Annotated in this window: 8 protein-coding genes; 3 read left to right on the top strand and 5 right to left on the bottom strand. The window is 72.7% G+C overall.

Annotated elements, in window-relative coordinates:
- The first annotated feature begins 165 nt into the window (after positions 1-165).
- The 3 genes from ACIQBL_RS19735 (at position 166) to ACIQBL_RS19725 (ending at position 4,419) form a co-directional block, all read left to right on the top strand.
- Positions 166-2,070: an N-acetylmuramoyl-L-alanine amidase gene (locus ACIQBL_RS19735; protein WP_401943420.1), complete on the top strand. Its 1,905-nt coding sequence runs from the start codon at positions 166-168 to the stop codon at positions 2,068-2,070.
- Between the two features lie 86 nt (positions 2,071-2,156).
- A complete protein-coding gene (locus tag ACIQBL_RS19730) occupies positions 2,157-2,591 on the top strand; it encodes an OsmC family protein (protein ID WP_401943417.1) in 435 nt (144 codons plus the stop codon).
- A 106-nt stretch (positions 2,592-2,697) separates the two neighbouring features.
- Positions 2,698-4,419 carry a hypothetical protein gene (locus ACIQBL_RS19725; RefSeq protein WP_401943414.1) on the top strand — a complete coding sequence of 574 codons (1,722 nt, stop codon included), beginning with the start codon at positions 2,698-2,700 and terminating at the stop codon, positions 4,417-4,419.
- Positions 4,420-4,486: 67 nt separating this feature from the next.
- On the opposite strand, the gene ACIQBL_RS19720 is transcribed toward ACIQBL_RS19725, so the two are convergent.
- From ACIQBL_RS19720 to ACIQBL_RS19700, 5 genes are all read right to left on the bottom strand, one after another.
- A complete protein-coding gene (locus ACIQBL_RS19720) occupies positions 4,487-5,056 on the bottom strand; it encodes a cutinase family protein (RefSeq protein WP_401943411.1) in 570 nt (189 codons plus the stop codon).
- A gap of 77 nt (positions 5,057-5,133) precedes the next feature.
- Complete coding sequence (locus tag ACIQBL_RS19715) at positions 5,134-6,390, bottom strand: PucR family transcriptional regulator (protein ID WP_401943409.1); 1,257 nt, start codon at positions 6,388-6,390, stop codon at positions 5,134-5,136.
- Positions 6,391-6,512: 122 nt separating this feature from the next.
- Entirely contained in the window at positions 6,513-7,460 is a 948-nt protein-coding gene (locus ACIQBL_RS19710) for an alpha/beta hydrolase (protein WP_401943406.1), read from the bottom strand.
- Between the two features lie 9 nt (positions 7,461-7,469).
- Complete coding sequence (locus tag ACIQBL_RS19705) at positions 7,470-11,411, bottom strand: acyltransferase domain-containing protein (RefSeq protein ID WP_401943403.1); 3,942 nt, start codon at positions 11,409-11,411, stop codon at positions 7,470-7,472.
- Entirely contained in the window at positions 11,408-13,150 is a 1,743-nt protein-coding gene (locus tag ACIQBL_RS19700) for a fatty acyl-AMP ligase (RefSeq protein ID WP_401943400.1), read from the bottom strand. The genes ACIQBL_RS19705 and ACIQBL_RS19700 overlap by 4 nt, the downstream gene beginning before the upstream one ends.
- Positions 13,151-13,196: the final 46 nt, after the last annotated feature.

Raw genomic sequence — 13,196 nt, 5'->3', positions numbered from 1 at the left:
ATCGAAAAACGATACAGCATCGGTCAACTAGGCTCCATCGGGCACCAGTTGCGGAACCTCCCCTGCGGGTAGGGCCGGAGGCTTCCGCAGGGTGGTTCGGGCAGGCGTCGCCCCGCACGTCTGCATCAGGGCACTACGTACAAGGGAAGACCGTTGCAGGAATCCTTGCGTTCAAGATCCCCCCGAAAGTCGCCGGCCTGGATCCTGGCCGGCGGCCTCGTGGCCGTCGGCTGTTTCGCCGTGCTGCCGTCGACGGCACAGGCCGCCCCGTCCTCCTCCAGCGCCGACCGGCAGTCCTCCTTCGCCGACGCCGCCAAGGAGTTCGGCGTACCGCTGCCGGTGCTCCTGGCCGTGTCGTACCAGGAGTCGCAGTGGGACGACCACGACGGGAAGTACAACACCTCGGGCGGATACGGCCCGATGAACCTGACGGACGTCACCGCCAAGATGGTGTCCGCAGGCGCGGCGGGCGCGGCCGGCCGTGGTGACCTCGCCGAACTGACGGCGGACCCGGCCCTGCACACCCTCGACGCGGCGGCCGAACTCACCGGCACCCCGGCGGCGCGGGTGCGCACCGACGACGACGAGAACATCCGCGCCGGCGCCGCGCTACTGGCCTCGTACCAGAAGGAGTTGACGGGGAAGGCGACCGCCGACCCGGCCGACTGGTACGGGGCGGTGGCCAAGTACAGCCAGTCGTCCGACAAGAAGGCCGCACAGCTCTTCGCCGACCGCGTCTTCAAGACCGTGACAACGGGCGCCGCGCGCACCACCGTTGACGGCCAGCGCGTCCAACTCCCGGCGCAGCGTGCCGTACACCCCGAGACGCCGCAGCTGTCCGAGCTGAAGCTGAAGGCCGCCGTGACGGACACCGACACCGAGTGCCCGCCCACGGTGGACTGCACGTTCCTCGCCGCTGCCGCCTCGAACGGGCAGGTGGCGGGCCGTCCCGGCGACGGGGTGCAGATCAAGTACATCGTCCTGCACGACACCGAGTCGTCCTACGACGCCGCGATCGCGACCTTCCAGACACCCGGTGCCGGCGACTCGGCGCACTACGTCATGCGGGCCTCGGACGGCGCCGTGACGCAGATGACGCCCACCAAGAACATCGCGTTCCACGCGGGCAACTACTGGTTCAACATGCACTCGATAGGCATCGAGCACGAGGGCTACGCCGCCCACGGAGCCACCTGGTACACGCAGACGCAGTACCAGGCGACGGCCGATCTGGTGAAGTACCTCGCCGCGAGGTTCGACATCCCGCTCGACCGCGAGCACATCATCGGCCACGACAACGTGCCCGGCCCGCGGGACAGTTACCTCGCGGGCATGCACTGGGACCCGGGCCCCTACTGGGACTGGACGGCCTTCATGAACCTGCTCGCCCCGGCGGACGCGGCCGGCGCGCACACCGCCGCCCGGCACGTCCCGGCGGTGGGCTCGGCGGTCACCATCAGCCCGGAGTTCGCGACCAACCAGCAGACCGTCCAGGTCTGCCCGGCCGACGACCCCACGGGCGCGACCACCGCGTGCGCCGACAGCACCGCGCCCTCCAACTTCCTTCCCGTGCGCACCGCCGCCAGTGCGGACGCGCCCCTGTTCGCCGACCCGGCCATCCACCCCGGCGCGACCGCGGGCACCGACTCGATCCACGACTGGGGCAGCACCGTCGTGGCCGGCCAGCAGTTCGTGGTCGCCGACGTCGACGGTGACTGGACCGCCATCTGGTTCAGCGGATCGAAGGTGTGGTTCTACAACCCCGGCGGCGCCAACACCTGCGCCGCGCCGGACGCCACCGTCGTCCACTCCGGCGACCATGCCGCGATCCTCTACGGCTCCGGCTACCCGCAGGCGTCGGAGTACCCGTCCGGCCTGTCCCCGTCCACGCAGAAGCCCCTGACCCTCTACACCTTCCCGGCGGGCCAGGCCTACGTGGCCACCCAACCGCCGGTCAGCGCCGACGACTTCTTCGTCTCGGGCGACACCTACGTCACCGGCGCCGCCAAGTACTACACCATCCAGTACAACCACCGGGTCGTCCTCGTCGACGCCTCGCAGGTCTCCTGAACCACCCGGTGCGGGCGGCACGGACACGTCCTGCCCGCACCGGCCGGCATCGGGATCCGGTGGCGCTCTCTGGGAAGATCTCCACCATGAGCGAAAACCCCCTGCGCCTCGTCACCGTCGACCGCACCGGCCCCGGCCGGTTCACCGCGACCAACGCCCGCGGCGGCACGATCGACTTCGGTACCGCCAATGACGGCGGCACCGAGTTCACCCCGGTCGAGCTGCTGCTCGCCGCGATCGGCGGCTGCACCGCGGCCGACGTCGACGTCGCCACCACCCGGCACACCGAGCCGGACGGCTTCACCGTCACCGTGACCGGCAACAAGGTCAGCGACGACCTCGGCAACCGGATGACCGACCTGGCGGTCACCTTCGCCGTGACCTTCCCCGAGGGCGAGGCCGGGGACCGGGCCCGCGCCATCCTGCCCCGGGCGGTCACCGTCTCCCACGAACGGCTGTGCACGGTCAGCCGTACCGTCGAGACCGGCACGCCCGTCACCGCGACGATCAAGGACGCCTGACCTCGCCGGCCCGTTCTCTGCGGGCCGGTGACAAGGGGCGCGCCGGGCGCTGCGTTCTTGTGAGCACCGCCTGACCCCGGGGGCGCGGCCGTCCTACGGTCCGGGCATGAAGACGAGTCGCAGCAGAGGAAGTTCGTGGCGCGGTGGCGCGCTGGCGGTGCTGTTGACCGCCGGCGCGCTCACCGCCGCCGCCCCACAGGCCCAGGGAGAGAGCGCCCGCACCGAGACCCCGGTCGCGTCGACCCATCCCGCCGACGGTGTGGCCGAGTCGGTGGTGCGGGTGAAAGCGCCGTTGCCGCAGTCGTTCGGCACCCGTCCGGCGGCGTGCGACTGGCTGTCGTATCTGCGCTACCGCGCCGCCGACGGCCCGACCGCGTCGGCCGACGCCGACCGGATCCTCGTCGCCCAGCCCGGCATCCTGGAGGGGGCCGGCGCGTTCGACAGCGTCGCCCGCGACACGGTCGCCCAAGCCGCCGCGCAGGGACGGCACATCGAGTTCTGGGCCCTGGACCGGCGCTCCAACTGCCTTGAGGATCCGACCGGAATCGCCTCCGGCGACCAGCACACGGCCGTCGACTACTACTACCGGGGCAAGGCCGTCGGCGGCCGGACCTTCGCCGGATTCGTCGGCAACGACCGGCTCGGCTGGATGGCCAAGCTGGGCATCGAGCAGACCGTACGGGACGAATACGACCTGCTCGCAGCCGAGTTGCCCGACCAGGGGCTGCGCAAGCGCAAGGTGCTGTGCGGCGGACACTCGCTCGGCGGCGTCATCACCGGGTACTTCGCTGCGGCCGACTTCGACGGGAACCCCGCCACCACGGCGGACGCCGGACAGAACCAGTGCGCGGGCTACTTCGCCCTCGACACCACGATCTCCACCTCACTGGCGGACCTCAGCGGCAGCATCCCCGGCGACACCAACCTCCCTGATATCGGCCTCGGTTACGCGGTCGTACAGGCCGGACTCGACAGCGGGGTGCTGTCGCGCTCGCTGTCCGCTCCCGTGCTGCTCAACCCCGAGACCATGACCCTGCTCGCCATCGCCGGCCTGGGCGCCGCACGCGACCCGGACGGCGAGGCGGACCTGCCCTCCTACCTCCCCTCCAACGTCAACATCGAGGCCACGAACCGCTTCCTGTTCTCCAAGGACACCGCCACGTTCCTCACCGGCTCACCCGCGGTGAAGGACTTCCGGCTCACCAACGACGCCGTGCTCGGCGCGCTGATGGACGACAACTCCGAACCCCTCGCGTTCCTCCAGAGCAGCGTGGGCTTCTTCGACGGCGGACCCGTCACCGACAAGAACTTCCCCGCCGCCAACGGGAGTTCGGGCCAGACCCAGCTCTTCGGCGTCGAGTACAAGGCGATCCCCGCACAGCCCCACGGGCCCCTCTACACGTGGCGCGACTACGACCGGGTCGGCGCCGCCGACGACCCCGGCTACCGGTCCGCCGACGGCACCCCCTTCACCAACGCCTCCAAGGAGGTCACCGACATCCACGAACTGGCCCGCAGCATGGGGGAGCAGCCGTTGGACTTCACCGAGCAGTACTTCCCGACCAAGCTGGTCACCGACATCGAGCTGGCGACCTCGCCGCAGGTGAAGCAACTCGTCGTGCATCCGGGCGGGTTGACCGCCAACCCGACGCTCACCGTGCTCGCGGGCGACGGTCTGCTCGCGGGCCGCGTCCCGGCCGGCCTGCACCCCGTGATCGCCCCCGGCTACCAGCACCTGGACGTCCTGACGGCGGCACCCGTCCAGAACAACGGCCGCCCCGAGATCGTCGCCGGCAGCCTCGCCGAGTTCGCCGCATCACCCAAGTAGCCGTTCCCGCACACCAGTAGGGCCCGGGAGGATCAACTCCCGGGCCCCACACCCGCATTGCTACGGCTCAGACCTTGCCCGCGGCGAACGTGGCCGCCGCGTCGGCGTCGGCGGTGTAGCCGAGGTGGGCCAGGACGTCGGTTCCGCCGCTCTGGCAGATGGGGTCACCGTTGGCGCAGAAGTCGATGGTGCGGCTCCGGTAGGTGCCGGTGACGCTCTTGCCGAGGGCCCGGATCGGGTTGCCGAACAGCAGCACCGCGGCGACCTTGGGCGCGAGCGCGGCGGGGATCGTCGCCACGATCGGGCTGCCGACCACCGCGCCGTCGCTGCTGATTCCGATGGAGTTGTCGACGACGTTCGCCCCCTGCGAATAGCCGACGAGGATGAAACGTTGATTCGGACAGGCGGCTGCCTGGGTGGTGACGTGATTCACCACGTCGGCGTTTCCCGTCGCGGCGGACGTCAGGGAAAGGTCGGCGGGATAGTTCACCGCATAACTGGAGAGACTCTTTCCGGTGATTTTCCGCTTCAGCGCGGAGAACACCGGGTCGCCGACGATGACACCGAGGGTGCCCGGCTCGAAGGTGCCGCGCGCCGCCACGACGTCGATGTCCGAGCAGGCGGCGGCCGATGCCATGGGCGCGTGCGACGCGCCTGTGGAAAGGACATCCCGAAAATATTCGCGTTGTTTCGCCGAGTGTTATGGACGGGAATTCAGAAAGCGTCCCTGTTTTTGTCGGGGCGTGAGTCCCGCTCTCCCTCGCGCGAAGACGCCGAGCGCAGCGCGAGAATCAGGTCCAGGCGGGTGGCCGGGTCGCGCAGGGAGTCGCCGAAGAGCTTCTCCAGCTGGCGCAGGCGGTAGCGGACCGTCTGGGGGTGGATGTGGAGCAGGGCGGCGACATCGGGCACATTGCTGCCGCTGAGCAGCCAGGCGAGCAACGTCTCGGCCAGCCGCGGGCGTTGGCCCTCGGAAGCGGCGTCGAGCGGCGCGAGGACCCTGGCCTCCAACTGGGCGAGCAGCGGCTCGTCGCTGTGCAGCAGCAGCGTCGACAGGTGGTCGGCGCACAGCACCACGCCCTGCCGGGGCAGCACCCCGCGGCCCATCAGCCCCAGCGCCCGGGTGGCCCAGCGCAGCGACCGCGCGGCCTCGGTCACCGGGACCGTGGGGCCGATGGCCGCCGGACGGCCGCCCAGGCCGAGGACGAACGACCGGCCGCCGAACCGGCCGTAGCCCTCCGGGTCCGGCACCAGTACGCGCGGCGGCCGGGACTCCATGTCCGCCAGGGCTCCCGGCATCGCCGGCGGCCGGTCCTCCGTACGGGGATCGGCGGGGCCGGCCAGCGCGATGACGGCGACCCGCGAAGGCACCCGCCACCGGGCGCCGTGCGCCAGGTCCTGCACCGCCTCCGCGGACACCGGCCCCTCGCCCAGCAGCAGATCGAGCAGTCGGCCGCGCCGCCGCTCCAACTCGTCCGTGTGGTGCGACTGCGCCTCCGCGTACCCGGCCGCCGCCGCCTTTGCGACCTCGTGCACGGTCCGGAACGCCAGCTCGCCCAATGCGGCCACGACCGCCGAATCCAGGCCGAGTTCCTCCGCCGTACGGCCCAACAGCCGCCAGGCGTGCAGTCCGCCCACGCGTATGGCCGACTGCAGTGCCTCCAGGCTGCGGCCCTCCCGGGCCTCTCCGCGTCCGAGTTCCTCGTAGTACGCCGCCGCCATCGCGGCGTTCTGGCCGCGCGGGTCCGCGATGTGGTCGACGAACAGCGTGAGCGCCTGCACCACCCCGGATCTGAGGTTCTCGCGGTAGGTCCCGTCGGCCGGCCGCGCGTACTCGGGGACCTGGCCGCGGACCACGTCCTCCACCTCGTCGCAGACGGCGGGGAGTTGGGCGCGCAGCAGTTCGGCGAGGTCGGGCGGAACCAGAGCGGTTCCGGGCTCGGTGGGTACTCCGCGCGGGGTGGGGACAGCCACGACGGACACTCCTTTCCCCCGGAGGCGGCTCGCCCACGGACTGTTGCCCGTGGGACGAGGGGGACGTCCCGTGTTGGACGGTCGTCCCCTGCGCTCCGTTCCGTGCCCCGGCTGCACCGACATCACTCCGGCAGCCCCAGCGCACCGGCGAGCATCGGCCACGAGGTGGTGAACTCCCCTTTCCAGTAGGCCCAGCTGTGCCCTCCTCCCGAGTAGAAGTGCGTGGTGACCGGAATGCCGAGCAGCGCGAGAATCCCGGTGAAACTGTGTGCGGAGGGCCACAGCAGACTCTCCAGCGCCTCCGGCAGCCAGTCGCCCGAACCTCCCACCACGCCACTGCCGTTGGACACGTACAGGGGCGTGCCACGCAGCCCGGCGGCCTGGGCGCGCGGATTGAAGGAACGCCAAGTCGGTGCGTTCAGCAGGGGATTGCCCCAGAGGGTCAGCGGTGACAGGTTCTCGCGGGCCACGATGGCGTCCACCAGCGAGGGCACCCCGGGGGCCGTGGTGTCGAGGATGCCGCTGTAGGACGCGGCGGCGGTGAAGGCGCCCGGGTGACGGGCCGCGTGTGCCATCGCGCCGTAGCCTCCCGTGGACACCCCGGCGACGGCCCGCACGCCGGACGCCCGGTAGTCACGGGCCAACAGCGCCGGGACCTCCCGGAGTTGGAACGTCTCGTAGTCGGGGCCGCCGCGCCAGGCGCTGGGGATGCCGGTGGGGCCCGCGTCCGGCATGGCGACGATCAGGTCGCGGCCCTCGGTGAACGCCTCGATGTCGGTCTCCCGGGTCCAGGACGTGTAGTCGTCGTGCGCCCCGTGCAGCAGATACAGCACGGGATACGTCCGGCCCGGCTGCGCGGCGAAGTCCGACGGCAGGATCAGCCGGACCGGCGCGCTGCGGCCCAGCGCGGGCGAGGACACGGACACGTCGAAGGTGCGCGCCGAGACCTGTGTCGCGGCCCGCGCCCGGCCGACGGCGGTCGTGGCGCCGAACAGGGCGGCCAGACCCGTGGCCGCCGTGGCCCTGGTGACGGCGCGGCGGGAGATTCCCCTGGGGTGGTGGTGCGGCATGGCGGCTCCTCAGTCCGGTTCGGCGGGTCCGCCCGGCGAGGCGAGCACCCGCCGTAAATGGGCGGCGATCTCGTCGACGTGCGGCGGGTCGAGCAGCGACAGGTGATGCCCCGCCACCGGTACGACCGTCAGACGCGGGCACACCTCGTCCCAGCCGAGCGCGTCGTCGTCCCGTTCGTACGCCGGGTCACGCACGGTGTGCGGAGCCGGTTCGGTGGCCCGGTACAGGACCACCCGGCCCTCGTACCGGCCGGGCCGGTGCGCCTCGCCGATCCGCAGGTCCAGATAGGAGGCACGCTGGTGCTCCAGCGCGGCGGGCGGCACCCGCACAGCCCCGCGCAGGACGTCCAGCACGAGGTCGATGCGCTCCCGGTCGTCGTCCATCGCCACGAGATCCCCGTAGGGCAGGGGGAGTTGGACCCCGTACGTGTCGGCGATGTGCTGGGCGAAGCCGGTGAGATGGGTGCGGATGCTGTCGGGCCGGGGGAGGGGGCGTACGGAGTCGATGAGCGCGACGAGGTCGACCTCTCGCCCGGCGGCGGTGAGTTGGCGTGCCGTCTCCTGGGCCACGAATCCGCCGAAGGACCAACCGGCCAGCACACAGGGCCCGTTGGGCTGGGCGGCGGTGATCGCCTCGACGTAGCGGCGGGCCTTCTCGGACACGGTGCGGGCGTCCTCTATCCGGTCCAGTCCGTGCACCGGCCGGTCCTCGCCCAGGCGTTGGGCGAGGGTGCGGTAGACGTCGGCGGTGCCGCCGGCGGCGTGGAACAGGAAGAGCGGAGAGTGCCTCCCTCCTGCGCTCAAGGCGGGTGGTGTGTGCGTCAACTGGCCTATCCGGTCCGCCACTTCGTGGACCGTGGCGGCGTTGAACAGGTCGCGCAGATGCAGCTCGACGCCGAAGTCGCGTTCCAGCGCGGTACGGATACGGACGGCCATGAGGGAGTCCAGGCCGAGGTCGGCCAGTGCCGTGGCCGGGGTGATGCGGGCCGCCGGATGGCCGGTGACGGAGGCGATGTGGTGGCTGAGGCGGGCGGTCACCGAGTCTCCGGCGGGTACGGGCGGCGGCTCGGCCCACCGGTGTGCCGCCGTCGCCGTGACAGGGGCCCGGCCGTCGGTCCACCAGTACCGGACATGCCGCCAGCGCGGTACGGGGAGGTCGACGACCCGGCCGGACGGCAGCGGCAGGTCCAGTCCCGCCGCGTACAGGGCGCCCAACTCCCGGAGGAACGCGGCGGATCCGGCCGCGTCGCGGCGCAGCGTGCCCACCGCGAGGGCACCGGGCACGGTCTCGGCGAGGGACCGGGCCAGCACCGGATGCGGCGAGATCTCCACGAAGGCGGTGTGACCGTCCGCCGCTGCCGCCGCGAGGGCCCTGTCCAGACGCACCGGCCGACGCAGGTTGGCGGCCCAGTGACCGGCGTCGAACTCGCAGGCGCCGCGCGGGTCGTCGAGGACGGTGGAGTAGACGGGGATGCGCGGAGCCCGGCCCCGGACGTCCGCGAGGGCCTCGGCCAGCTCCGGCAACAGCGGGTCCACCTGCGGTGAGTGCCCGGCCCCGACGACCCGCATGGTCCTGGCCGCACGCCCTCGCTCCTCCAACCGACGCACCAGCCGGGCGACGGCCGTCTCGTCACCGGTGACGACCTTCTGCCGGGGCGAGGAGTGGACGGCGACGTACACACCCGGGAAATCCCGCTCCAGGGACGGCAGTTCACCGTCCTCCAGGTCCACCACGGCCATCGCGCCCCCGTGCAACCGCCCGAGCAGCCGGGCCCGTACGGCGACCACCCGCGCCGCGTCCGCCACGTCCAGGGCGCCCGCGCAGACGGCGGCGGCCACCTCGCCCAGCGAATGACCGATCACGGCGACCGGCTCGACACCGTACGACCGCCACAGCTCGGCGAGTGCCAACTGGAGTCCGAACAGAACGGGTTGGGACACGTCGAGCCGGCCGAGGTCCCCGGCGGACGTCAGGTGTTCGTGGAGGGAGAAGCCGAACACATCGGCCGACTGCGCGTCCAGCTTCTCCACGGCGGCGGCGAAAGCCGGTTCCTCCAGGAGCAGTCGGCGCCCCATGCCGGTCCACTGGCTGCCGTACCCGGAAAACACCCACACCGGCCCCGGCCCTACGAGATCACGGTCACCGGTGACCACCCGGGCGTCCTGGCCGCCTTGTGCCAACGCACCGAGCGCGGCGGCCAGTTCGCCCCCGTCACGAGCGACGACCGCGGCCCGCACGGGCCCACGCCCCGCACGTCCCGCGAGCGTGCGCGCGACGTCCGCCGGGCGGGTGGCGCTCCCTTCGGGTGTGCCGAGCCACGCGGCCAGACGGGCGGCGGTGTCCCGGACCCGCTCGGTGTCGACGTCGGAGAGGAGGTGGAGGCGGGCGGCGGACTCCTCGGCCGGGGGGAGAGGGGCGCGCCATTCCTCCAGTACGGCATGGGCGTTGGTGCCGCCGAAGCCGAAGCCCGAGATGCCGGCGGTGGCCGTACCGCCGTAGCGCGGCCACGGTTCGGGCTCGGTGACCACGCGCAGCCGTTCGTCGCCGAGGGCGCCGCCGTGCAGCGACGGCGGGAGGAGGCCGTGGTGGAGGGCGAGGACCGTCTTCACCAGGCCGGTGATACCGGCCGCGGACTCCAGGTGACCGAGGTTCCCCTTCACCGAGCCGAGCAGCAAGGGCTGTTCGGGGTCCCGGCCCGCGCCCAGCACCGCGCCGAGGGCGCCCGCCTCGATCGGGTCGCCGAGCGGGGTGCCGGTGCCGTGCGCCTCGACGTAGTCGACGTGGGCCGGGGCGAGTCCGGCCCGTGCGTAGGCCGTGGTCAACAGGGCTTGCTGGGCCGCCGGGTTGGGGGCGAGCAGGCCGTTGGAGCGGCCGTCGGAGTTGACGGCGGTGGCGCGGATGACCGCGAGAACACGGTCGCCGTCCCGTTCCGCGTCGGACAGCCGCTTCAGCAGCACCGCCGCGCAGCCCTCGCCGCGCCCGATGCCGTCGGCCGTCGTGGCGAACGGCTTGCAGTGGCCGTCCGGGGCGAGTGCGCCCGCGCGTTGGAAGGCGACGCCGACGACGGGGGACAGGAGGATGTTGACTCCGGCGGCGATCGCCGTGTCGGTCTCGCCGGTGCGGAGGCTGACGCAGGCCTGGTGCACGGCGACGAGGGAGGACGAACAGGCGGTGTCCACGGCCATGGTGGGACCGTGGGTGTCCAGGACGTACGCCAGCCGGCCCGCCGCCACACTGAGCGCGGCGCCCGCCGGGGCCCAGGGGTCGACGGCGTTCGGGTCGGCGCCGGTGAGCTGTCCGTACTCGGGGGCCGAGACACCGACGTAGATGCCGGTCGCCGTGCCCGCCAAGGCGGTTGCGGGGACGGCGGCGTGGTCGAGGGTCTCGCGGACGACCTCCAGGAGGATGCGCTGCTGGGGGTCCATCACCGCGGCCTCGCGCGGGGTGATGCGGAAGAAGTCCGCGTCGAACCCGGCGATGTCGTCCAAGTAGCCGCCGTACGCGGGGGTTTCGGCGGGCGGGAACGCCGTGAAGCCGGCCCATCTGTCCTCGGGGACGCGTCCGATCGCGTCGACGCCGTCGATCAGCAGGCGCCAGTAGTCGGCAGGACCGCGTACCCCGCCCGGCAGTCGGCAGCCGACCCCGATGACCGCCACGGGTTCGCCCGGCGCCACCGGAGCGGGGGCCGCCCGCGCGATCCGCAGGGCCGGACCGCACACGCGGTCCACCAGCGCGTCCACGGTCGGCGCCTCCCACAGCAGGGTCGCCGGCAACTCGTGCCCCGTCAGGAGCGACAACTCGCCCGCCAGCACGACCGCGTCCCGCGAGGACATGCCGAGGTCGGCCAGCGGCCGGTCCATGGGGACGTCGGCGAGAGGGGTGCCGTTCCATTCGGCCACCCGTTCCGCGATCCGGCGGCGCAGCAGCGCTCTGTTGTCGGCGGCCGTCATACCGCGGTCTCCGCCGTGTAGTCGCCCTCCAGATACCGGGTGCGGGTCAGGGCCCGCGATACCTTTCCGCTCGACGTGCGGGGCACGGTGCCCGGCGCGACCACGACGACATCGGCGAGCCGCAGCCCGTGCCGGGCGGAGACGGCCGCGCGTACGGCCCGCGTCAGGGCCGGTACGTCGATGTCGGCGAGGCTGGTGGTCCGCGCGTGCTCGGCCACGACCACCACCCGCTCACCCGCGCCGCCCGGCACCCCGAACGCGGCGAGCCGGTCCCGCCGTACGGCCGTGTGCGCGTCCTGCGCGGTGGCCTCCACGTCCTGCGGGTAGTGGTTGCGGCCGTCGACGACGATGAGGTCCTTGAGCCGGCCGGTGACGATCAACTGTCCGTCCAGGACGGTCCCGAGGTCGCCGGTGCGCAGCCACTCGCCCGGCGCGTCCTCGCCGAGCGTGGCACGGAAGACGTGCCGGGTCTGCGCCGGGTTGTTCCAGTAGCCGCGCCCCACATTCGGACCCCGCACCCAGATCTCCCCGACCTCCCCCTCGGCCAGTACGACGTGGGCGACCGGATCGACGATGCGCACCCGCTGCCCCACCGGCGTCCCGCAGCCCGCCAACAGCACGGCCCTGGGGTCCTCGGGCCGCGCGGGCAGCGCCTTCCCGGCGGCGAGCGCGTCCCGGTCGAGGGCGAACCGGCCGAGCGCGCGGCCGGGCCGGGCGGCACTGACGAAGACGGTCGCCTCGGCGAGCCCGTACGACGGACAGTGCACCTCCGCCGCGAGCCCCTGCGCGGCGAACGCCGCGTGGAAACGGTCGGCGGTGCCGGGCCGGACGGGTTCGCTGCCGTTGATCAGCGCGGCGACCCCGTCCAGCCGCAGCCCCTCCTTCTGCGCCCCGGTGACGGCGGAGGCGCAGAAGTCGTAGGCGAAGTTGGGCGCGGCACTCAGCGCCCGCGGATGCGCGGCCAACAGCCGTAGCCAGCGCGCCGGTTCGTGCAAGAAGGCGGCCGGGTCCATGAGCACCGACAGCAACCCCCGTACGACCGGGCCCGCGACACTCAGCACGAGCCCCATGTCGTGGTAGAGCGGCAGCCAGCCCACGCAGGTCACCTGGTGCGCGTCGGCACCGTAGGCGGCGAGCGCCTGGCGGGCGTTGGCGACGACGTTGGCGTGGGTGATCTCCACGCCGGCCGGAGCACGGGTGGAGCCGGAGGTGTACTGGAGATAGGCGGTCGCGGCCGAATCCGGCGCCGGAGCCTGCCAGTTGAGGGCGGCGGAGTCCGGGACCCGGTCCGCCGCGAGGACCGTCACCCGTGCGCGCTCGCAGAAGTCCGTCACCTCCTCCAGGGCACGCCCGGTGGTCAGCACGACCGCCGGGCGCGCGTCGGCCAGCACCCCGACGAGCCGGTCGGCGTGCCCCGGCAGACCGGGCGGATACAGCGGTACGGCGACCATCCCGGCCGTCAGGGCCGCGAGGAAACCGGTGATGTAGTCCGTCCCCTGCGGGCACAACAGAGCGACCCGCGAACCGGGTTCGGCCCGCTCCGTGAGCCGGGCGGCCAGCGCGCGCACTCGCAGGTCCAGGCGCTGCCAGGTCAGAGTGCGGTGCACACCACGGGAGTTGGGGGCGGGATGGTCGACGAACGTGAACGCCCGGCGGTCCGGGGTGATGTCGGCCCAGTGCCGCACGTACTCGGGGAGAGTCCGGTACGCGGGCGCGAGCGGGGGGCGGCGGCTGTCCATCGGGCGTGCTCCTCACATCGCGGTACTTCGCGGTGGCGGCTGGCGA

Origin of the sequence: Streptomyces sp. NPDC088350, assembly GCF_044753545.1 — a bacterium.
Lineage (GTDB): Bacteria > Actinomycetota > Actinomycetes > Streptomycetales > Streptomycetaceae > Streptomyces.
The sequence above is the reverse complement of the archived record's forward strand: the minus strand, read 5'-3'. Positions and strand labels throughout refer to the sequence as shown.

Excerpts from the sequence above, each read along its gene's own strand:
- ACIQBL_RS19705 (WP_401943403.1), bottom strand. The coding sequence starts at position 11,411 with ATGACGGCCGCCGACAACAGAGCGCTGCTGCGCCGCCGGATCGCGGAA.
- ACIQBL_RS19725 (WP_401943414.1), top strand. The coding sequence starts at position 2,698 with ATGAAGACGAGTCGCAGCAGAGGAAGTTCGTGGCGCGGTGGCGCGCTG.
- ACIQBL_RS19700 (WP_401943400.1), bottom strand. The coding sequence starts at position 13,150 with ATGGACAGCCGCCGCCCCCCGCTCGCGCCCGCGTACCGGACTCTCCCC.
- ACIQBL_RS19720 (WP_401943411.1), bottom strand. The coding sequence starts at position 5,056 with ATGGCATCGGCCGCCGCCTGCTCGGACATCGACGTCGTGGCGGCGCGC.
- ACIQBL_RS19710 (WP_401943406.1), bottom strand. The coding sequence starts at position 7,460 with ATGCCGCACCACCACCCCAGGGGAATCTCCCGCCGCGCCGTCACCAGG.
- ACIQBL_RS19730 (WP_401943417.1), top strand. The coding sequence starts at position 2,157 with ATGAGCGAAAACCCCCTGCGCCTCGTCACCGTCGACCGCACCGGCCCC.